This window comes from Micromonospora acroterricola (genome assembly GCF_003172955.1).
Taxonomy (GTDB): domain Bacteria; phylum Actinomycetota; class Actinomycetes; order Mycobacteriales; family Micromonosporaceae; genus Micromonospora; species Micromonospora acroterricola.
The window spans coordinates 26,691-46,814 of record NZ_QGKR01000303.1 but is presented as its reverse complement, the minus strand read 5'-3'; the positions used below and the strand labels follow the sequence as shown (position 1 = coordinate 46,814).

General features: G+C 72.3%; 17 protein-coding genes. 12 read left to right on the top strand and 5 right to left on the bottom strand.

Annotated elements, in window-relative coordinates:
• Nucleotides 1–76 precede the first annotated feature (76 nt).
• Together mmsA and mmsB are read left to right on the top strand one after the other, a co-directional pair.
• On the top strand, nucleotides 77–1,615 hold the full coding sequence (mmsA, locus tag DKT68_RS26375; RefSeq protein WP_109820074.1) for a multiple monosaccharide ABC transporter ATP-binding protein: 1,539 nt from the start codon (nucleotides 77–79) through the stop codon (nucleotides 1,613–1,615).
• Entirely contained in the window at nucleotides 1,612–2,862 is a 1,251-nt protein-coding gene (mmsB, locus tag DKT68_RS26370) for a multiple monosaccharide ABC transporter permease (protein ID WP_109820073.1), read from the top strand. Before mmsA ends, mmsB begins: the two co-directional genes overlap by 4 nt.
• Before the next feature lie 56 nt (nucleotides 2,863–2,918).
• On the opposite strand, the gene DKT68_RS26365 is transcribed toward mmsB, so the two are convergent.
• Nucleotides 2,919–4,295 (bottom strand): CBM96 family carbohydrate-binding protein, encoded by a 1,377-nt coding sequence (locus DKT68_RS26365; RefSeq protein ID WP_109820072.1) that lies wholly within the window; start codon nucleotides 4,293–4,295, stop codon nucleotides 2,919–2,921.
• Between the two features lie 221 nt (nucleotides 4,296–4,516).
• On the opposite strand from DKT68_RS26365, the gene DKT68_RS26360 reads away from it, so the two are divergent.
• The 4 genes from DKT68_RS26360 (at nucleotide 4,517) to DKT68_RS26345 (ending at nucleotide 9,820) form a co-directional block, all read left to right on the top strand.
• The gene (locus tag DKT68_RS26360; protein WP_330848953.1) at nucleotides 4,517–5,827 is read left to right on the top strand and encodes an MFS transporter; all 1,311 of its coding nucleotides are present in this window, start codon (nucleotides 4,517–4,519) and stop codon (nucleotides 5,825–5,827) included.
• On the top strand, nucleotides 5,824–6,807 hold the full coding sequence (locus DKT68_RS26355) for a TolB family protein (RefSeq protein WP_109820070.1): 984 nt from the start codon (nucleotides 5,824–5,826) through the stop codon (nucleotides 6,805–6,807). Before DKT68_RS26360 ends, DKT68_RS26355 begins: the two co-directional genes overlap by 4 nt.
• 144 nt (nucleotides 6,808–6,951) lie before the next feature.
• Nucleotides 6,952–8,478, top strand: a complete 1,527-nt coding sequence (locus tag DKT68_RS26350; protein ID WP_109820069.1) for an alkaline phosphatase D family protein — start codon at nucleotides 6,952–6,954, stop codon at nucleotides 8,476–8,478.
• A gap of 13 nt (nucleotides 8,479–8,491) precedes the next feature.
• Nucleotides 8,492–9,820, top strand: a complete 1,329-nt coding sequence (locus tag DKT68_RS26345) for a hypothetical protein (protein WP_109820068.1) — start codon at nucleotides 8,492–8,494, stop codon at nucleotides 9,818–9,820.
• 77 nt (nucleotides 9,821–9,897) lie between these two features.
• Here the strand turns inward: DKT68_RS26345 and DKT68_RS26340 are convergent, their stop codons facing one another.
• Nucleotides 9,898–11,097 (bottom strand): low temperature requirement protein A, encoded by a 1,200-nt coding sequence (locus DKT68_RS26340; RefSeq protein ID WP_109820067.1) that lies wholly within the window; start codon nucleotides 11,095–11,097, stop codon nucleotides 9,898–9,900.
• A 163-nt stretch (nucleotides 11,098–11,260) separates the two neighbouring features.
• Between DKT68_RS26340 and DKT68_RS26335 the strand changes: the two genes are divergently transcribed.
• The 5 genes from DKT68_RS26335 to DKT68_RS26315 all read left to right on the top strand — a co-directional run bounded on the left by DKT68_RS26335 (nucleotide 11,261) and on the right by DKT68_RS26315 (nucleotide 15,873).
• Complete coding sequence (locus DKT68_RS26335; protein ID WP_109820066.1) at nucleotides 11,261–11,674, top strand: RlpA-like double-psi beta-barrel domain-containing protein; 414 nt, start codon at nucleotides 11,261–11,263, stop codon at nucleotides 11,672–11,674.
• A 15-nt stretch (nucleotides 11,675–11,689) separates the two neighbouring features.
• Nucleotides 11,690–12,286 (top strand): cell wall protein, encoded by a 597-nt coding sequence (locus DKT68_RS26330; RefSeq protein WP_109820065.1) that lies wholly within the window; start codon nucleotides 11,690–11,692, stop codon nucleotides 12,284–12,286.
• An 84-nt stretch (nucleotides 12,287–12,370) separates the two neighbouring features.
• Entirely contained in the window at nucleotides 12,371–13,237 is an 867-nt protein-coding gene (locus DKT68_RS26325) for a MauE/DoxX family redox-associated membrane protein (protein ID WP_201749197.1), read from the top strand.
• Between the two features lie 27 nt (nucleotides 13,238–13,264).
• A complete protein-coding gene (locus tag DKT68_RS26320) occupies nucleotides 13,265–14,434 on the top strand; it encodes a peptidoglycan DD-metalloendopeptidase family protein (protein WP_109820064.1) in 1,170 nt (389 codons plus the stop codon).
• A gap of 65 nt (nucleotides 14,435–14,499) precedes the next feature.
• Nucleotides 14,500–15,873: an N-acetylmuramoyl-L-alanine amidase gene (locus DKT68_RS26315; protein WP_109820138.1), complete on the top strand. Its 1,374-nt coding sequence runs from the start codon at nucleotides 14,500–14,502 to the stop codon at nucleotides 15,871–15,873.
• A 14-nt stretch (nucleotides 15,874–15,887) separates the two neighbouring features.
• On the opposite strand, the gene DKT68_RS26310 is transcribed toward DKT68_RS26315, so the two are convergent.
• From DKT68_RS26310 to DKT68_RS32470, 3 genes are read right to left on the bottom strand one after another with little or no spacing between them, the layout of a single operon-like run.
• Nucleotides 15,888–16,454, bottom strand: a complete 567-nt coding sequence (locus tag DKT68_RS26310) for a TetR/AcrR family transcriptional regulator (protein ID WP_109820137.1) — start codon at nucleotides 16,452–16,454, stop codon at nucleotides 15,888–15,890.
• A gap of 53 nt (nucleotides 16,455–16,507) precedes the next feature.
• Complete coding sequence (locus tag DKT68_RS26305) at nucleotides 16,508–17,173, bottom strand: hypothetical protein (RefSeq protein ID WP_109820063.1); 666 nt, start codon at nucleotides 17,171–17,173, stop codon at nucleotides 16,508–16,510.
• A gap of 27 nt (nucleotides 17,174–17,200) precedes the next feature.
• Nucleotides 17,201–19,603 (bottom strand): PEP/pyruvate-binding domain-containing protein, encoded by a 2,403-nt coding sequence (locus DKT68_RS32470; RefSeq protein WP_109820062.1) that lies wholly within the window; start codon nucleotides 19,601–19,603, stop codon nucleotides 17,201–17,203.
• 147 nt (nucleotides 19,604–19,750) lie between these two features.
• Here DKT68_RS32470 and DKT68_RS32185 point away from each other — a divergent pair, with 147 nt between their 5' ends.
• A complete protein-coding gene (locus DKT68_RS32185; protein ID WP_236647076.1) occupies nucleotides 19,751–20,122 on the top strand; it encodes a hypothetical protein in 372 nt (123 codons plus the stop codon).
• Nucleotides 20,123–20,124: the final 2 nt, after the last annotated feature.

Below are 20,124 nucleotides of genomic sequence, written 5' to 3'. Positions count from 1 at the left end.
CCGTCGGGTCCGGCGGTCTCCGCCGGGCCCGACGTCGTGGCGCGTACCACGTCGGACCTGACGAAGGACAGTGACCATGGACGACACCATCCTCGAGATGCGTCGCATCACGAAGACCTTCCCCGGGGTGACCGCCCTGGAGGACGTCACCCTCGCGGTACGCCGAGGCGAGATCCACGCCATCTGCGGCGAGAACGGCGCCGGCAAGTCCACGCTGATGAAGGTGCTGTCCGGCGTCCACCCGTCCGGCTCGTACGACGGCGAGATCCTCTTCGACGGCAGGCCGATGCAGTTTCGCGGCATCCGCGACAGCGAGGCCAACGGCATCGTCATCATCCACCAAGAGCTGGCCCTGGTGCCGCACCTGTCGATCGCCGAGAACCTCTTCCTCGGCAACGAGCGCCGGGGCCGCAGCGGGCTCATCGACTGGAACCGGGCCAACGCCGACGCGGCGGAGCTCCTGGCGTCCGTCGGTCTGCACGAGAACCCGGTCACCCCGGTCATCCAGCTCGGCGTGGGCAAGCAGCAGCTCGTGGAGATCGCCAAGGCGCTGTCGAAGAAGGTGCGCCTCCTCATCCTGGACGAGCCGACCGCCGCCCTCAACGACGTCGACTCGGCGCATCTGCTCGGCCTGTTGCGCCAGCTCAAGGCCCAGGGGATCACCTGCATCATGATCTCCCACAAGCTCAACGAGATCACCGCGATCGCCGACTCGACCACGGTCATCCGGGACGGGCGCGCCGTGGAGACCCTCGACATGAGGGCCGACGACGTGACCCAGCAGCGGATCATCCGGGGAATGGTCGGGCGTGACCTGGACGCGTTCTACCCCGACCGGGTGTCGTCCCCCGGCGAGGAGGTGCTCCGCATCGAGGACTGGACGGTGCGGCACCCGACCCAGGACCGGATGGTCGTCGAGGGCGTCGGCCTGTCCGTGCGGGCCGGTGAGGTGGTCGGCATCGCGGGGCTGATGGGGGCGGGGCGCACCGAGCTGGCGATGAGCGTGTTCGGCCGGTCGTACGGCCGCGACATCAGCGGCCGGCTGTTCGTGCACGGGCGGGAGGTGAAGGCCCGCAGCGTCGCGGAGGCGATCGACAACGGCATCGCGTACGTCACGGAGGACCGCAAGCGGTTCGGCCTGAACCTCATCGACGACGTCCGCCGCAACGTCTCGGCCGCCGCGTTGGCCCGGCTGGCCCGGCTGGGCTGGGTGAACGGCAACGAGGAGATCAAGGTCGCCGAGGCGAGCCGGCGGGAGATGAACATCAAGGCGCCCAGTGTGATGGCGGTCGTCGGCAAGCTCTCCGGCGGCAACCAGCAGAAGGTCGTCCTGTCGAAGTGGCTCTTCACCGACCCGGACGTGCTGATCCTGGACGAACCGACGCGCGGCATCGACGTCGGCGCCAAGTACGAGATCTACACGATCATCAATCGGCTGGTGGCCGAGGGCAAGGCGGTGATCATCATCTCCTCCGAGCTGCCGGAGCTGCTCGGGATGTGTGACCGCATCTACACCCTCGCCGCCGGCCGGATCACCGGTGAGAAGCCGGTCGGCGAGGCGACGCAGGAGAGCCTCATGGAGCTGATGACCAAGGACAAGGAGCTCGTCGGATGACCAGCATCAAGACCCCCTCGACGGAGCGTCCCACGCCGCCGGACAGCACACCGGCCGCCGCCCTGCACACCGGGACGAGCGACCTGCGGGCCCTGGTGCTGAACAACCTGCGGCAGAGCGGGATCTACGTCGCCCTGGTCGTCATCGTCGCGCTCTTCGCGATCCTGACCGACGGGGTGTCGCTGAGCCCCGGAAACATCACCAACATCGTGCTGCAGTACTCGTACATCCTGGTGCTGGCGATCGGGATGGTCATCCTGATCATCGGCGGGCACATCGACCTGTCGGTGGGGTCGGTGGTGGCGCTGACCGGAGCGGTCTCCGCCGTCCTGGTGATCCAGCAGGGCTATCCGTGGTGGGTCGGCATCGTGGCCGCGCTGGTCGTCGGCGTCGCGGTCGGCGCCTGGCACGGGTTCTGGGTGGCGTACGCCGGCATCCCGGCCTTCATCGTGACCCTCGCCGGGATGCTGCTGTTCCGTGGTCTCACCCTGCGGGTGCTCGACAACATCTCGCTGTCGCCGTTCCCGGGCGAGTACCAGCGCGTGGCGGCGGGATTCCTCAACGGACTGCTCGGCGGGCAGGGCTTCGACGCCTTCACGCTGCTGATCGGCGCGGTCGCGGTGGCCGGGTACGCGGTGAGCGGTTTCCGCACCCGCGTCGCGCGCGTCCGCTACCAGCAGCCCGTCGAGTCGTTCCCGCTGTTCGTCGCCAGGGTCGTCGCGGTCGGCGCGGTCATCATGTACTTCGCCTGGCAGTTGGCGCACGCGCGGGGGCTCCCGATCGTGCTGATCGTCCTGGCGGTCCTCGTTCTGGTCTACGGCCTGCTCACCCGGCGTACGGTCTTCGGTCGTCAGGTCTACGCGATCGGGGGCAACCTCTCGGCCGCGGCGCTGTCCGGCGTGAAGGTCCGCACCGTCAACTTCTGGATGTTCGTCAACATGGGCTTCCTGGCGGCGGTGGCCGGCGTCATCTACTCCTCGCGGTCCAACGGCGCCCAGCCCGCCGCCGGCAACATGTTCGAGCTGGACGCCATCGCCGCGGCGTTCATCGGGGGCGCGGCGGTCACCGGCGGGGTGGGCACCGTGGTGGGCGCGATGGTCGGTGGTCTGATCATGGCGGTGATGAGCAACGGCATGCAGCTGATGGGCGTCGACCAGTCGACGCAGTCGGTGGTGAAGGGGCTCGTCCTGCTCGTCGCCGTGGCCTTCGACGTCTACAACAAGCGTCGCGCCGGCAACGCCCGCTGACCCTGGCGGGAAGGCGATCCCGCTGCGCCGCGAACAGCGCAGCGGGATCGACCGCGTCAGTGGCAGTTGGCGCTGCCGCTGTCGTTGTAGGTCTGTCCGGCGACCGGCACGAACTGCCAGTCGTAGCTGCCGGCGTGCAGGGTGAACTTCAGGACCCCGTACGCCGAGCTGTTGCGGGCCTCGCTGTTGGGCTGGATGGTGCCGAAGCCGTAGTGGCTGGCACCGCCCATCCCGGCGACGAAGCTGCGCATGCCCCGGCTGGCGTCGGCGCCACCGGCCGGGTTCATCGGGGCGAACCGCTCGTACACGTGGTTGTGCCCCCAGACGACCACGTCGGCGTTGTAGTCGTAGAGCGCCTGGTACAGCGGACGCGTCGACGTCGACGGCGCGTGGTTGGAGCTCGACGTGAACAGCGGGTGGTGCCAGTAGGCCAGCGTGCACGGCTTGCTGTTGGCCGCCAGGTCGGCGCGCAGCCACTGCTCCTGGGTGGAGCCCGCCGACATGCTGATGTTCGAGTTCAGCGACACGACGTGCCAGTTGCCGAGGTCGTAGGAGTAGTAGCCGCGCCCGCTCGGGCCGGCCTGCGTGCCGAAGTAGGTGTAGTAGGGGGTGGCGCCCGACGTGTTGTAGTCGTGGTTGCCCGGCGTCGGGCGGGTGCGCGCCTTGTGTCGGCCCCAGGTGGGCTCGTAGTAGCTGGTGAACTCGGCCGCGGTGCCGTTGTCGTAGACGTTGTCGCCGGTGGTGAAGACCGTTCCGGGGATGCTGTCGAGCAGCGCCGCGGTGGCGCTGTCGCCGGAGCCGGAGTTGGCGATGTCGCCGGACCCGACCAGGACCGGGTCGCCGGACGGCGGCGGCGTGGTGCCGGTCGTGACGACCAGCTGCGGGGCGTCGGCGCCGCTCTCCCGCGAGTCGTAGTAGACGCCGTCGCCGCTGGCGGAGGTCACCCCGAAGCTGTACGTGCCGTTGCCGGTGACCGCGGCCCGGACGTCGAGCTCGTACCAGGTGTTGCCGCTGACCGCCCCGATCGAGCCGAGCGTGGCTCCGTCGACGGCCGGCTGGTTGCTCCAGGTGGTGCCGGTCTCCGACCAGGTCGTGTTGGACATCCGGCGGAACGTGCCGCCGGCGTCGCTGCCGCTGTTGCCGCTGATCGTGCGCAGCCGCAGCTTGGCGGTGGTCACGGTGCCGCTGACGCCGCTCACGGTGAAGCGCAGGAACGACCGCCGGACGGGCGAGTTGTCGGCCACGATCTGCGTGGACGTGCCGTAGTTGGTGGACGCCGTGTCGCTCTGGACGTAGGTGTCGGCGACTGGCGTGAACGTCACGCTCGCCGCCGACGCCGGTCCCGCGCCGGTGACCACGACGGCGGCGGTGGCGGCGACCAGCACCGCGACCGCGCCGAGCGTCACCGACGGGCGGGGGAATCGAATGTCCATCCAGGACCCCTTCTCTGCGTGTGTGGAGCGCAAGGAACGTAGGAAGGTTGCCGAACACGCGGACTACGGCCACATGAACAGTACGCTCAAGTAACGAAACATTTCGATGTTCGACAGGTGTTCACCCACCGCATGTCTGCTCGCCCCCGACGGCCCCTTGTAACCCCTCCGACCAATCGCCACGATGGCTGACCGGCAGCCACCGATTCGAGGAGATGCTCGTGTACCTGTCGACCGTCTCCCGACCGGACGCTGACCCGCCCTCGTCCGACCCGCCCTCGTCCGACCCGCCCTCGTCCGGACGCTCCCGCCGTCGGTGGGCCCTGGTCAGCGGCAACGTCGTCGCCCTCGGCACGGTCAGCCTGATCACCGACGTCTCCGCCGAGATGGTGACCGCCGTCCTGCCGCTCTACCTGGTGCTGGGGCTGCAACTCAGCCCCCTGGCCTTCGGCGTCCTCGACGGGGTCCACACCGGCGCGAGCGCGCTGCTGCGGGTGGTCGGTGGCTTCGTGGCGGACCGGTTCCGCCGGCGCAAGCTGGTCGCCGGCGTCGGCTACGCGCTCTCGGCGGTCGCCAAGCTCGGTCTGCTGCTCGCCGGCCGGTCGGTGCCGGCGATCGGCGCGGTCATCGCCGTCGACCGGCTCGGCAAGGGCCTCCGCAGTGCCCCGCGCGACGCGCTGATCACGCTCTCGACGCCACCCGAGGCGCTGGGCAGGGCGTTCGGGGTGCACCGGGCGATGGACAGCGTCGGCGCGTTCCTCGGGCCGCTCGTCGCCTTCGCGGTCCTGCTCGCGGTCGGGCAGTCGTACGACGCGGTCTTCGTCACCAGCTTCTGCGTCGCCGCCCTGGCCGTCGTCGTGCTCGTGCTCTTCGTCCGGGAGCGCCCGACCGGCGCGGCGACGGAGGGCCCGGACGACCCGAAGGTCTCCCTGCGTGAGGCGTTCGGCCTGCTGCGCGGCCGGCGCGCCCGTCGCCTGCTGCTGGCGGCGGCGCTGCTGGGGCTGGCCACGATCGGCGACGGTTTCGTCTACCTGCTGCTGCAACGCCGCGAGGACCTCGGCCTGCGGTGGTTCCCGCTGCTCGCGGTGGGGACGAGCCTGGCCTACCTGGTGCTCGCCGCCCCGCTCGGCGTGCTCGCCGACCGGGTCGGCCGGCTACCGGTCGTGGTGGGCGGGTACGCGGCCCTCGGGGCGACGTACCTGCTGCTGGCCGGTCCGGTGCACGGCTGGCCGGTGGTGGCGCTGACGCTGGCGCTGTACGGCGCGTTCTACGCGGCCAGCGACGGCGTGCTCATCGCCCTCGCCGGGCCGGTGCTGCCACCACGGCTGCGCACCACCGGGATCGCCCTCGTGCAGACCGCGCAGGCGTTGGCGTACCTCGTGTCCTCGATCCTGTTCGGTCTCGCCTGGCAGGCGTGGGGACCGGAGAACGCCATCCGCGTGGCGGCCCTGGCCGTCGCCGTCGTCCTCGTCGCCACCGTCGTCCTGCTGGCCTCCCCGTCCCGCCTGTTCACCCGGAAGGTGCCCCGATGACCGCGTTGTCGACCCGAGCGAAGATCGGCGTGGCGGCCGCCTCGGCGGTGCTGCTGGGCGCCGTGGCGGCCGGCTACGCCGCCACCGCGGCGCAACCGGACCGGACCCCACCGCCCGCCGCCGGCGACCAGGCGGTCACGCTGACCCCCGGGCCGCGCCTGCTGACGATCACCGACCGGCACGTCTCGTCCGTCGCCACGGCCGACCCGACCGGGCCGCGCACCGTGTCCGGCGTGGAGTGCCTCCGGGTGTACGCCGCCGCGGGCACCGGCGTCTGCCTGAAGCAGGAGACCCCCTGGAGCTACCAGGTCGTGGTGCTCGACGCCGCGCTGCGCCCGACGCGTTCGCTTCCGGTGCCCGGCCTGCCCAACCGCGCGCGGGTCTCGTCCTCCGGCCGGATGGTCTCCTGGACGACGTTCGTCGGCGGCGACTCCTACACCACCAGCGGCTTCTCCACCCGCACCGGGATCCTCGACACCGGCACCGGCGCCACGGTGACCTCACTGGAAGAGTTCGCGGTCACCCGGGACGGCCGGAGCTACCGCAACCCGGATGTCAACTTCTGGGGCGTCACCTTCACCGCCGACGACAACCGCTTCTACGCGACCATGTCCACCGCCGGGAAGCGGTACCTGGTGCGCGGTGACGTCGCCGCCCGCAGGGTCGAGACGCTGAAGGAGAACGTCGAGTGCCCGTCGCTCTCACCCGACGGCACCCGCGTCGCCTTCAAGGAGGCGGTCGACGCCGACCCGGCGAAGGGCTGGCGGCTGTCCGTCCTCGACCTCGCGACCATGCGGGTGACCGCGACGGCGGAGACGGCCAGCGTCGACGACCAGGCGGCGTGGCTGGACGCCGGGACACTGGCCTACACGCTGCGCCAGGATGACGGCCGGCCCGACGTGTGGGGCGTCCCGGCGGACGGCTCCGGCTCGCCGAAGCTGCTCGTGCCCGGCGCGGAGTCCCCGTCGCCCCTGAACTGACCCCACCGGCGTCCGTCGAGGGCGGCCGGCGCGCGTCGGCGGCCGGCCAGGACACCTGACCGCCTTCGCGCGGACAGCATCCTGTCACGTCGGATTCCGCGCCGCACCCATCGCCGTTCATCGAAGATCACGAGGGTATGGCTCATGACAAAGCTGAGCCGTCGCATTTTCGTCCTCAGTGGACTGGCTGCCGCCGGTGCCGCCGTGACGCCCTGGCAGAGCGCCCGTGCCGCGGTGCCGTATCCCTTCAAACTCGGTGTGGCGTCCGGTGACCCGGCGCCCGACAGCGTGGTCCTCTGGACCCGGCTGGCACCCTCGCCGCTCAACGCCGACGGGCAGGGCGGCATGGCCAACGCCGACGTGACCGTCGAGTGGCAGGTGTCGACCACCGACCGCTTCACCTCCCTGGTCGCCTCGGGGTCGGTGGTCGCCCGCTACGCCGACGCGCACTCCGTGCACGTCATCGCCGGCGGGCTCGCCGCCGACTCCGACTACTACTACCGGTTCCGTGCCCAGGGCCACATCTCCGCGGTCGGGCGGACCCGGACCGCGCCGGCGCCCGGATCCTTCGGCCGCGACCTGGTGATGGCCTTCGCCTCCTGCGCCCACTACGAGGCCGGCTACTACACGGCCTACCGCCGGATGGCCGAGGAGAACCCGGACCTGATCCTGCACCTCGGTGACTACATCTACGAGGGCGGCGTCAACGCCTCGGCCGTGCGGCAGCACGTCGGCGCCGAGATCGTGTCGCTGGCCGACTACCGCCGCCGGTACGCGCTCTACAAGTCCGACCCGGACCTTCAGGCGGCGCACGCCGCGGCGCCCTGGCTGGTCGTGCCCGACGACCACGAGGTGGAAAACAACTACGCGAACATGGTCCGCGCGGACAGCAGCCCCGCCCTGACCGCCGCCCAGTGGACCGCCCGACGGACGGCGGCGTACCGGGCCTACTACGAGAACATGCCGCTGCGGCCGGCCTCCGCGGCGATCGGCAACAGCATCCCGCTGTACCGCCGGATCCGGTGGGGGCAGCTCGCCACCTTCCACATGCTCGACACCCGCCAGTTCCGCGACGACCAGGCGTGCGGCGACGGCTGGAAGGTCTGCGCGGACGCGGATCTGGCCTCCCGGTCGCTGACCGGCGCCACCCAGGAGGCGTGGCTGCTCGACGGGCTCGGGCAGCGCTACGGCACCTGGGACATCCTCGGCCAGCAGGTCTTCTTCGCCCGCCAGTTCGACGCGAGTGGGGCGGCGAGCATGGACGCCTGGGACGGTTACCGCGCCTCCCGCAGCCGCATCCAGACCGGCTGGCAGCAGCGGGGGGTACGCAACCCGCTGGTGCTCACCGGCGACGTGCACAAGTCGTGGGCCAACGAGCTCAAGGCCGACTACGCCAACCCGTCCTCCGCCACCATCGGCACCGAACTGGTCTGCACCTCCATCGCCACCGGCGGCAACGGCAGCGGCACCACCACCATCCCGAACGCGGCCACCAACCCGCACCTGAAGTTCCACTCGGACCGGCGTGGCTACGTCCGTACCACGATCAGCCGCAGCCAGGTGCGCGCGGACTTCCGCGCGGTCAACACGGTGACCGAGCACGGAGCCGCGGCGTCCACGGTGCGCTCGTTCGTCATTCTCGACGGCCAGCCCGGCCTGCAGGCCGGGTAGAGGGAGAACCATCATGACCGCATTCATGTCACTGCTCGCCGCGTCCGTCCTGGTCCCGGGCGTGGTCGGGGTCGCCGCCGCCGCGCCGACCGCCGTCACCGCCGAGGCGGTCACCTGGACGACGGCGAACAGCGCGTCCGCCGGCGACCAGGACCTGCCCGGAATCGCCATGAACCGCAACGGCCAGGTCGCGGTCGTGTGGGAGGACGACCGCGACAGCACCGCCCCCGAGGACGACACCCACAGCGAGATCTTCCTGCGCCTGTTCCGCGACGGCACCCCCGGCTACGAGCTGAAACTCTCCAGCGGCGGCACCAGTGGGGCCTCCTGGCGGCACATCAGCCCGGACGTAGGGCTCGACGACCGGGGCAACGCCGTCGTGGTCTGGGCCGCCGACGGCGACGGCAACGGCGTCTACAACATCCAGTACCGGGTGGTGTCGCCCACCGGCGCGGTACTCGGATCCGGGCAGGCCAACGCCGACGACGCCGGGCAGCAGACCTGGCCAAAGGTCTCGGTCGACCCGGACGGCGCACCCAGCAACGCCACGGCGGTCGGCTTCTCGGTGGTGTGGGAGGACGTGCAGGGCACCGCACCGGCCACCGTCCGGGCCGCCGGCTTCACCGCCGCCACCACCAAGGCGTACGAGGTGACGGCCTCGCAGACGACGGGGTCGCACCACCGCCCCGACGTGGCGGTGTCGGCGTCCGGCGAGGCGTTGGTGGTCTGGGACGAGGACGCCGACGCGAACGGCTCGTACAACATCGGGTTGACCCGTCTGGCCCGGTCCAACGGGGCGGTGGTCCTGCCCCGGCAGACGGCCAACGCGCAGAGCGGAGGGCAGCAGCGGCGCGCCTCGGTCGCCGCGAACGTCGCCGGTGACTTCGCCGTCGGCTGGGAATCCGACCACACCGGCACGCCCGGCGTGTGGGAGCGCTCGTTCACCGCCACCGGCACACCACGGCACGGCGAGGTGCAGGTCTCCACCGGCGCGGGAGCCGTCGCGCCCGGCGTCGGCATCGACGACCAGGACAACGTGGTGGTGGGGTGGACGGTGTCCGGCGCCAACCCGGACGTCTGGGCCCGGGGCCTCAACCCGGACGGTACGGCCACCGGCCGGCTGGCGGCGCAGGCGCTCAGCCAGACCACGACGGGCCGTCAGGACCAGATGGCCGTCGCGGCGTCCCCCTGGGGCGAGGTGAGTGTCTGCTACACCGACGACAACGACGGGAACGCCTTCGACCAGGTGCTCCTCGGCCTCGGGGCGACGAACTCGACCTGGCTGATGTCCGCCGACGAGCTGCGTCGTCTCAAGGCCCGGGCCGCGTCGGCGGCCGGCTGAGCGCACGCCGCTCGACCGGATCGGAGGCCGTCTCCCGACGTCGGGAGGCGGCCCCCACCGGGCGGCGGGTCCTCGCGCTAGTCGACCCGCGCGGTCAGGGTCAGCCTCTCGTACAGGGCCAGGGTGGCGAGAAAGGCGGTGAGCAGCCCCATGGCGGCCAGCGCGGGCACGATCCCGGCGACGGGCACCAGCAGCAGTGTCACGCCGATCGCGGCGAGCTGACCCGGCGAGGTGCGGACGGTCAGCCGCAGGAACAGGAACCGGCCGGCGAGGTAGAGGGCCGCCCCGCCGTACAGCACGATCGTCGCCATCCAGCCCAGCGGTTCGCCGCTGGCGTGCCCCGACTCCGCCTGCTCGGTCACTCTCGCGAGCACCAGATGGATGCCCAGGGCGAGGTAGAGGGCCCCGGCGACCAGCGGCAGGTGCGCCAGCGTGTAGGCGTCCGAGGCCAACCGCTGGCGCTGTCGGGTGTGGCGGGACGCCGCGGTCAGCGCCCTGGCGGCGGCCGGTGCGACGCCCACGAAGTAGAGCCACCACAGGCACACCGTCGCGGCGAAACCGAGCGCCGCCGCGACCAGTACCGGCAGGTTGATCACCGTCATCCCGATGCCGGCCCCGGCCGACAGCAGGGACTCGCCGAGCACGATGATCAGCACCAGACCGTGGCGTTCGGCGAAGTGCGCCCCGCTGCGCACCTCTCCGAAGCTGGCGGCGGTGGCGATCCGACCGCCGCCGTAGTCGACGACGAAGGCCACGGTCCACAGCAGGGTCTGCCCGGTCCCGCCGAGCACGGCGCCCACGAGCAGGGGGGCCCAGGCGAGTGCCGTCGACATGGCGAACCGCAGGGTCTGGCGGCGGTACTGCCTGTTGCCGGCCGAGGCATAGAACATGAGGGCGAGGTGCAGCCCTCGGACGACGGTGTAGGCGACGGCCAGGGTCAGCGGCGGGCTCAGCGCAGCGCCCTCGTGCTGCCATGCCTCGGGAATCACCAGCGCCGCCACGAAGATGGCGCCCATCGCCGCGATCATCCCGGTCCGCACCACGCCGACGTCCGCGCGGACCCCATTGCCCAGCCACGTGTAGCAGCTCCAGGCGTACCAGAACCAGAGCAGCAGCAGGAGCCCCTGGTACAGGGTGAGCGGTCGCAGCGACTCCGCCATGAAGCCGATGAGCCGGGTCAGGGCGAAGACGAGGACCAGGTCGAAGAAGATCTCGAAGGTGGTTGCCCGGTGCGCCTCCTCCACCAGCACCGGCCGGGACCGAAGGACGCGGCTCATGGGCCCATCCTCGCCTGTTCGCCAGGGTGCCGACGCCGGACGCGGCAAACCGTACGTAGAAAACCTTCGATCTCTCCGTTGACTTCGACAGTTTGTGCCACAACAATCATCATCAATATTTACGTCCGTCTCTATTAACCCTCATCCCGGAAAGGAGGCACCCATGGCAGCTCTGCGAGGCGAGGTGTCCTGGTTCTGCTGCGGCAGCGCCTGGGGTCCCTGCGGCACGGCCGGCGGCGGCGCCTGCGGCACCTGCAGCTCCGGCAACTACCAGCACGCCTGGCCGAACACCTCGGACGCGTGCCTGGCCATCACCCGACCGGACCGGTGCGGGGTGACCGGGGTGACCCGGCGCGGCTGCGGCTTCCGGCACTACACCACCAACCTGTGCACCGGCGCCCGGGTCGGCACCACGATCGCCGACTGCGGCCCACAGACCGACCTGTTCTGCGGCGAGCGCACCTGCTGCGGCTCCGCCTGCGGCAGCAACCGGATCATCGATCTCACCCCGGCCGCGTACAGCGCGATCGCCAGTCTCTCCGCCGGGCTGCGGCCCTGCTCGGTCGACACCGTCTGAACGGAGGGCGCCACCATGAACCAGACCATGGACCGCCGGCGGCTGCTCGCCACCGCGGCACTCGGCGGCGTGGTCGGGGCCACCGGCCTCGGCTCGCTCGCTCCCGAGGCCGCCTTCGCCGCCGAGCCCGCGACGATCGAACCGGGCGCGCCGGACCCGAACTTCGCCGAGGGTCGGATCAGCAGGATCTCCGGCAGCATGCTGCTGGTCACCGGCTCCGACACCGTGCTGCACTCGATCCGCATCACCGACGGCACGAGCATCTGGAAGCTGCACCCCACCACGTTCGACAGGGTGGTCGTCGGCGACGGGCTCTACGCCCGCGGCGTCCGCCTGCCCGACGGCACGCTCGCCGCCGACTCCGTCTGGGTCAACATCGTCAACCTGCACGGGCACATCGCCGCGGTCGGCCGCAACGTGCTGCACCTCGACCACCAGGGCCGGCGGATCGTCGCGCACGTCGTACCGGACCGGTCCGCCGCCGTCTACAACGGCACCCCGGCGGTCAGCGACCTGTCGCTGCTGCGCGTCGGCCGGCACGTCCAGGTGCTCGGCGCCTGGCACCCCGACACCAACGAGATCGACATCGCCACCGTCTACGCCGCCGCCTAGCGCGGCTCCCCGGGCGGCGCGCACCCGCGCGGTCGGCAGGCCGCCCGGAGCGTCGCCCGCCGGGAACACCCGAGGGGAGAACCCATGATCGACCTGATCGCGGCGTTGCAGCCGCTGGTCGTGGGCGCGGTGCTGATCTGGTCCGCCCGCGTCAAACTCGTCAGCCGGCACGCGGCCGCCGCCGCCAACCGTTCCGCGCTCGTCCGGCTGGTCGGGCAGCGGCGGGCGCTGCCCGCGTACCGGTTGCTGGGCGGCGTCGAGGTGACCGTCGGGGCACTGCTCCTGCTGCCGCCCGCCCGGCCCGCGGAGGCGCTGGCCGCGACCGGGCTGGCCGTCACCTTCCTCGCCTACCTCGCGTACGCCCGCCGGGCCGCCCCGACGTCCTCCTGTGGCTGCCTGAGCGCCCGCGCGACCCCGGTCTCCGGCCGCAGCCTGGCCCGGGCCGGGCTGCTGGTGGCGGCGGGCGCGCTGGCCCTGCCGGCCGCCGACGGCTGGCCGACCACGTTGGCCGAGCGGCCGGTCGCCGGCGGCGCCGTGCTGCTCGCCGAGCTGGCCGCGGTGGTGGCGCTCTCCCCGGAGCTGGACCACGTCTGGCTGCTGCCGCTGCGCCGGCTGCGGGCCCGGCTGACCCATCCGCTGCGCGGCGGCTCCGGTGTGCCGCTGCTCGCCACCGTGCAACAACTCCAGCTCAGTGAGGCGTACCGGCAGGTGGCGCCGCTGCTCCGCTCCGACGTACGGGAGCACTGGGACGAGGGCGACTGGCGTTTCGTCGGGCACGCCGCGCGCTACCACGGCCGCCCGGTGACCGCGGTGTTCGCCGTACCCCTCGCCGGCTCCGAGCCCGAGACGGTGCGGGTCGCCGTGGTCGACGACGCCACCGGACACACCCTGCTCAGCCTCGCCGGGACGCCACCCGCCAGCGGCCCCCGGCTCTCCGTCGTCCCGGCCTGAGAACCCGATCCCGAAAGCGAGGTCACGATGAGACCCGTTCGACGATGGGCCGGCGCAGCCGCCGCCCTGCTGACGGTCACGACCCTGATCGGGGCGGCGCCCAGCGCCGCCGCCGCGGCCAGCCTGCCCACGCTCACCGCCGCCGTGAACGCCAGACTGCTCGACTCGGCCGAGCTGCCCACCGCCCGCGACGGCGGGCGACGGGACACCCGGGTCACCGTCAGCCGCACCAGCGGCCGGTGGGCGTTCGGCACGGCTGTCGCCCTGGCGCCGGCACAGGAGGACGCCCACCCGACCGGGTCGATCTTCATCGCCCGCGCCGATCCCGCCGGATGGCGGGTCGCCTTCGACGGCGAGGCCGCCTTCGGTGAACTGGCCGCCGAGTCACCCCTGGTGACCGGCCGGGAGAGGAGCGTGCTCACCACGACCCCGACCCCGATGTACGCGGGCGGGGACTACCGGACCGGAATGGCGCTGCCGTTCGCGGTGGGCCAGACGTGGACGCTCACCAGCGGCCCGCACGGCTGGGGCGGGAGCGAGTCACCGTACAGCTCGGTCGACCTGGCCGGCGGCGACCAGGTGGTCCGCGCGGCCCGGGCCGGCGCGGCGTACACGATGTGCCAGGGATGGATCCGGGTCATCCACGACCGGGGCTACAGCACCGACTACTACCACCTGTGGAACAGCATCTCCGTCAACGGCGCCAGCGTCGGTCAGGGCGCCGTCCTGGGCAACACCGGCACCGACGTCACCTGCGGCGGCGCCGCCTACGGCCGGCACGTCCACTTCGGGCTGCGGCAGAACAGCGCCTACGTGCCGATCGCCGGCCACGACATCGGCAAGTGGGTGCTGGCCAACGGCGCCGCCGCCTACCAGGGCGGGGCGCGGCACGGGTCGGCCTGGGCCGGTGCGGGGGCCGGTCTGTACAACCACGGCGCGCTCGGCTTCACCCAGGCGGTGGTTGACGCGAACGGCGCTGGAGCACTGACCCGCCGCGCCGGGCCCGGGACCGGCTACGGGGCGCTCGGCTCGCTGTCCGACGGCGCCACCGTCTCCGTCGCCTGCTCCGCCAACGGGACCTCGCACACCGGTCGGTACGGCACCACGGCGCTCTGGGACCGCCTGAGCGACGGCAGTTGGGTGTCCGACGCGTACCTGTGGACCGGCGTGAACGGTCCGGTCAACGGCTGGTGCTGACGAGTCCGACCGCCGAGGCCGGCGGCTCACCGGCCGCCGACCCCCCGACATCACAAGGAGTGCTGATGCGCGTCCGAACCTTCCACCGGGGCCGGCTCCTGCTCGCCCTGACCACCGCCCTGGCCACCGTCACGGTCGCGTCACCGGCCGGCGCCGCCCCGGCCGGGACGCCGGCGCCGTCCGACCCGCTGGCCGCCGCGTTCGACACCGCCGCCGCGCGGTACGACGTCCCGCGCGACCTGCTCCTGGCGCTGGGGTACGCCGAGTCGCGGCTGGACATGCACGTTGGTACGCCGAGCGCGGCCGGCGGGTACGGGCTCATGCACCTCGCCAGCAATCCCCGCGTCCGCACCCTGGACGAGGCGGCCACACTCACCCGGCTCAGCCCGGTCGCGTTGCGGACCGAACCCGCCGCGAACGTCCTCGGGGCGGCCGCCGTGCTGCGCTCGTACGCCGATCAGGGCGGCGTCACCGCGGCCGCCCGGGACGACGTGAACGCCTGGCACGCGCCGGTCGCCCGGTACGGCGGCGCCAGCGACCCGTCGGTCGCGCGGCTCTACGCGGACACCGTCTACGACCTGCTGCGGACCGGGTTCACCTCGGTGCGTGGCGAGGCGGTGCCCGGCCGAGCGGTCGCGCCGCGCCGGGGCGACCTGGAGCCGGCCCCCGTGCTCGGCGGCATCGGCACCCTCAGCACCGACTACGGGCCGGCCGCGTGGGCGCCGGCCAGCACGAGCAACTACACGGTGGCCAGCCGACCGGGCAGCCACCCGATCAACCGCGTCGTCATCCACATGACGCAGGGCTCCTACGCCGGCTCGATCAGCTGGTTCCAGAACCCGGCGGCCAAGGTCAGCGCGCACTACACCTTCCGGTCCTCCGACGGGGCCGTCACCCAGTCGGTCCGGGAGAAGGACATCGCCCACCACGCCGGCAACTGGACCTACAACACCCAGTCGATCGGCATCGAGCACGAGGGGTACGTCGACAACCCGGCCTGGTTCACCGACGCGATGTACCGCGCCTCCGCGGCCCTCACCCGCACCCTCACCACCAGGTACGGCATCCCCCGGGACCGGGCGCACATCATCGGGCACGTCGAGGTGCCCGGCGCCACCCACACCGATCCGGGCCCGAACTGGAACTGGACCTACTACCTGCAACTGGTCAATGGCATCACCGGCATCGGCTCCGGCACGGTGAACACCGAGTCGGCCAACCTCAACGTGCGGTCCGGTCCGGGTTCCAGCTACCCGGTGGTCGGCTCGGTCGCCGACGGCGCCACAGTCTCCGTCTACTGCCAGGCCGTCGGGAGCACGGTCACCGGCCCGTACGGCACGACCTCCATCTGGAACCGGATCGGCACCAACCGCTACGTCTCCGACGCGTACGTGTCGACCGGCCACGACGGGTACATCCCGAACGTGCCGCGCTGCTGACGGCGCGGCACCCGTCAACCGAAGAGCAGGTCGAGGTGGGCGTCCAGCGCTGCCAAGGCCTGCTCCGCGGTGTACTGCCCGCCGAGCAGGTAGACGCCCAGCCCCTCCATCAGCGCCAGCAGGCCGGCCGCGGCGGCGTCGGCGTTCGGCGGGGGGAGAACGCTGGCGATGAACCCGGTCAGCCGCACGGTGTCCTCGCGCAGGCTGGGCGCGGCCGCCGGTCGCACCGCCGTGTAGGCGAGGAATGCCAGCGCCACCCGCCCGTCGTCCCGGGTCCGCTCGTCGAGCGGCAACAGGGCGGCGATCATCGTGCGCAGGAGCAGCCGGGGCGACGGGTCGGCGCCCAGTCCCGCCATCGCCTCGGTGACCCGGATCTGGCTGCGCTCGCGGACCACGGCCAGCGCGAACGCCATCATCTCGTCCTTGGTGCGGAAGTAGTGCTGGACCATTCCGGCGGACACGCCGGCCTCGGCGGCCACGTGACGGAGGCTCACAGCCTCCAGGCCCTGGTCCGCGGCGACCCGCATCAACGCGTCCGCGATGAGGGTGCGTCGCTCCTGGTGATCGACCTTCTTGGGCATGACCTCGATCATCTCAGAGTGGGTGGCCCGGACACCCCGCCGACAGGCGGCGGCTACCGGCTGACGGTTCCGGTCGCGGGGGTGCCGCGAGCGCTGCGCAGGAGGCCGTCGGGATCGTCGGCGTACAGCCGCAGCTCGTCCATCGGCTCGGACCGGCCCCTGGGCAGGTCGAAGGTCGTCGGCCGGCGCAGCAGGACGTCGATGCTGGTCTGACTGCCGACCGAGATGTACAGGACCCGGCGTTCGCCCTCCTGCTCCACCTGCACGGATTTGCTGGAGGGCAGCGAGCGGTAACGCTTGCGCAGGGCCTCGACGTCCGTCCACGGGATCCAGATGTCGATGCCCGAGCTCAGCCGCACCCGCAGGCCCCGGTCACCAACGATGTGGGGGTGGACCTGCATGCTCGCGTAGAGGCCGGCCATCCAGAGCAGACCCCAGATGCCGAGGGCCAGCACGATCCAGCGGGCCGGCCGCCACGGCACCACGTTGGTGACGATGAGGTCGAAGATCGGAATCTCCACGACGGACAGGGCGATGAAGATGCCGAGGATCGGTTTGACCACGCCGAGGTAGCCGAACGGGTCGTCGCCCGGGCCCAGCGGCAGCGGCCTGCGCCGCGCCCAGACGTACAGGCTGCGCCACATCGCCGCCTCCATCGCGGCGGCCCGGCGGAGCAGTGGACCCACCTTCGCCCGGGTCGGGGCCTTCACGTCGGTCATGTCGTCCTCGCGGTCGTGGTCGGGCGGTCAGTGGACGGTGACGGTTCCGGCGGCGCCGTCCACGGTGACGAGCTGGCCGGTGGAGATGGCGCGGGTGGCGTCCGGCACGCAGATGACGGCGGGAATGCCGTACTCCCGGGCCACGGTGGGGCCGTGGGCCATGATCGCGCCGGTCTCGGTGACCAGGGCCGAGGCGGTGAGGAAGAGCGGCGTCCAACCGGGGTCGGTGGTCGCGGCGACCAGGACCTCGCCGGGCTCGATGTGCGCGGTGGACGGGTCGTCGACGACCCGGGCGGGGCCGGTCACCCGGCCCGCCGACGCGCCCACGCCGGCGAGGGCGCCGTCGGGGGCGGGCGTCGGCGGCAGGACGGTCTCGACGTCGGTGCCGTCGGAGAGCAGCGCCACCGGGACGGACCTGCGGCGCAGCTCCCTGCGGTGCACCGTCCTGCGGGACGCGACGGTGGCCCGGTGGTCGGCGCTCTGGTGCACCGCCGTGTCCGCCTCGTCCAGGGTGAGGAACATGATGTCGTCGGGCTGTTCCAGCAGGCCCGCGGCGGCCAGGTCGGCGCCGATGAGCAGCAGTTGCCGGCGCGTCTCCCGCAGCGGGTACAGGCCGGCGAACTTGCCGGCCTCGCGCAGGCCGGCCAACGACCGGGCCCGGCGCAGCAGGAAAACGGCGAGCCTGCCGCGTACCGGCCGGCGACGGCGGGCCCGCGCGGCCAGTTCCTCGAGTGCGGTCTCGGCCGCCGCGGCGGCCCGTCGGAAGCGCTGGTCGGGCCCCTGGCCCGGATCCGTGACCCGCAGGTAGTTGGCGATCGCCGCGAACACCGGCGTCGGATCCTCCGCCCAACGCGGTACGCCGAGGTCGACCTCGGCGACGCCGCGATGACCGTACGCGTCCAGGAAGGCGGCCAGGCCGATGTCGGGCAGCGTCCCGCTCAGATAGCGCGTCGCCAGCTCCTCGGCAGGCGTGTCGAGCAGGAGCTGGCGGTGCTCGGCCGCGCCCTGGGCGAGTCGCCAGAGCGCCAGGTCCATCTCGATGGTGACGTTGTGCGGCATCCCGCCCAGCACGGTGTGGATCTCGTCCGGGCTGGCGACGCCCCTGAGCAACGAGGCCGGCAACGCGGCGGCGAGCATCCCCGCCACGATGGGCCACATGATGGCGTCGGCGCTGTCCTCGGTGTCCGTGGCCCGCAGGAAGCGCAGGCGGTCGGCGGCGGTCCGCAGGTCGTCGGGTGCGGCCGACCGTACTCTCATCTGCTCGATCGCCTCGAACATCCGGATGCGCGCGGCGTCGGGACGGGCCAGCGCCCGCAGGATCCCCGCCACCGCGCGGCCGGCCGTCCGCAGGGACGAGGCTTTTGCCGCCCCGCGACGCTCGCCGCTGCCGCTGGCCGGGGCGAAGCGCGGGTCGGCGAGGACGTGCTCCATCACCGCCTGCGCCCGCGGGCCGAAGTCGACCGCCATGAGCTTGACCAGCCGCTTGCGGGACGACCTGCTCCGCGCCAGCTCGGTCAGGTCGCCGTAGAGGCGGCCGCCGATGTCGACGATCTCGACCCGGACGCCGAGCGAGGCGAGCATCGCCTCGATCTGCGACCGCAGTGTCGACATGCCCATCGGGGTGACCGGTTGCAGCATGCCCTGAACGTGACCGAACTCCAGGTAGACCCGGGGGAGGGGCTTCCCGGTCGCCGGGGGGAGGGGGAACAGGCTGGTGATGGGCCGCGACTGCAGCAACCACAGCACGCCCTCGCCGTCGAACGCCCACTCCACGTCCTGCGGGCGGCCAAAGTGACCCTGGACCCGCTCACCCGTGGCCCGCAGCTCCGCCAGCTGCGCGGACGTCAGGCTTCCCGAGTCGTCCCGGGTGGCACCGTCGAGGACGTAGTGGTCGACGGCCGCCGCGCCGTCCACCACGGTGGTGCCGAGGCCGGGCGCGGCGTCGACCGCCATCTCGTCGCGTCGGCCGGTCACCGGGTTCGCGGTGAACAGCACCCCCGCCACCGCAGGCGTGATCATGCGTTGCACGACGACGCCCATCCGTACGGCCTGATGGTCGATCGCACGGGCGTTGCGGTACGCGGTCGCCCGGGGGGTGTGCAGCGAGTCCCAGCAGGTGCGGATCGCGGCGCTCAGCTCGGCGGCGCCCGTGACGTTGAGGACGGTGTCCTGCTGCCCGGCGAAACTGGCGTCCGGCAGGTCCTCCGCCGTGGCGCTGGAGCGCACCGCCACCGGGCCCCCGCCGAGCCGCTCGTACGCGGCGACGATCTCCGCCTGGGGGATGACGCCGAGCTTGTGCGCCTCCGTGGTGACGCAGAACCCCGGGGGAACGCGTTCGCCCCGCCGGATCAGCTCGCCGAGCCCGGCCGCCTTGCCGCCCACCAGCTCGACCATGGCGGCGGTTGTCTCGGACAACGCGATCACGTGCATCTGGGGCCTCTCTCTACGCAATGCAACTGCATTGGATCCACCGTACCCCGTTTGGCGATGCAACTGCAATGTGACGTCGCCGGGGCGGGATGGGGCGGTTCCGACCGGGCGCCCAGGGTGTTGTCGGGGTCTGCCATGCTCGGTCCGGTGACGACCGGCCACCCCACCAGAGTCCGCACCCACCGCCGCGTCCGAAGCCGCACCGTCCGCGTCCTCGTCGCGCTCGTCGCGGTCGCGGCCCTCCTCGGCATCGCCTTCGTCGTCGTGCCGCTGCTGCGACCGCCGGGCCCCCGCCCGCTCTTCCAGCTGCCGGTCGCCTGCGGCGAGACCTGGCAGCTGAGCACCTATCCCGGCCACGACGACTACGACGTCGACCTGTTCCCGACCGAGGGCGAGGCGTGGGGGCGGCCGGTGCTGGCGTCCTACGGCGGCACGGTCACCACGGCGGGCATCAACGGGTCACTGGGCGGGCGCAACCCGGAGAACCCGGACGGGCCGCGCGGTCGCGGCGGCGGTTAACT

Coding starts and splice junctions, on each gene's coding strand:
- mmsA (WP_109820074.1), top strand. CDS start 77: ATGGACGACACCATCCTCGAGATGCGTCGCATCACGAAGACCTTCCCC.
- mmsB (WP_109820073.1), top strand. CDS start 1,612: ATGACCAGCATCAAGACCCCCTCGACGGAGCGTCCCACGCCGCCGGAC.
- DKT68_RS26365 (WP_109820072.1), bottom strand. CDS start 4,295: ATGGACATTCGATTCCCCCGCCCGTCGGTGACGCTCGGCGCGGTCGCG.
- DKT68_RS26355 (WP_109820070.1), top strand. CDS start 5,824: ATGACCGCGTTGTCGACCCGAGCGAAGATCGGCGTGGCGGCCGCCTCG.
- DKT68_RS26350 (WP_109820069.1), top strand. CDS start 6,952: ATGACAAAGCTGAGCCGTCGCATTTTCGTCCTCAGTGGACTGGCTGCC.
- DKT68_RS26345 (WP_109820068.1), top strand. CDS start 8,492: ATGACCGCATTCATGTCACTGCTCGCCGCGTCCGTCCTGGTCCCGGGC.
- DKT68_RS26340 (WP_109820067.1), bottom strand. CDS start 11,097: ATGAGCCGCGTCCTTCGGTCCCGGCCGGTGCTGGTGGAGGAGGCGCAC.
- DKT68_RS26335 (WP_109820066.1), top strand. CDS start 11,261: ATGGCAGCTCTGCGAGGCGAGGTGTCCTGGTTCTGCTGCGGCAGCGCC.
- DKT68_RS26330 (WP_109820065.1), top strand. CDS start 11,690: ATGAACCAGACCATGGACCGCCGGCGGCTGCTCGCCACCGCGGCACTC.
- DKT68_RS26325 (WP_201749197.1), top strand. CDS start 12,371: ATGATCGACCTGATCGCGGCGTTGCAGCCGCTGGTCGTGGGCGCGGTG.
- DKT68_RS26320 (WP_109820064.1), top strand. CDS start 13,265: ATGAGACCCGTTCGACGATGGGCCGGCGCAGCCGCCGCCCTGCTGACG.
- DKT68_RS26315 (WP_109820138.1), top strand. CDS start 14,500: ATGCGCGTCCGAACCTTCCACCGGGGCCGGCTCCTGCTCGCCCTGACC.
- DKT68_RS26310 (WP_109820137.1), bottom strand. CDS start 16,454: ATGCCCAAGAAGGTCGATCACCAGGAGCGACGCACCCTCATCGCGGAC.
- DKT68_RS26305 (WP_109820063.1), bottom strand. CDS start 17,173: ATGACCGACGTGAAGGCCCCGACCCGGGCGAAGGTGGGTCCACTGCTC.
- DKT68_RS32470 (WP_109820062.1), bottom strand. CDS start 19,603: ATGCACGTGATCGCGTTGTCCGAGACAACCGCCGCCATGGTCGAGCTG.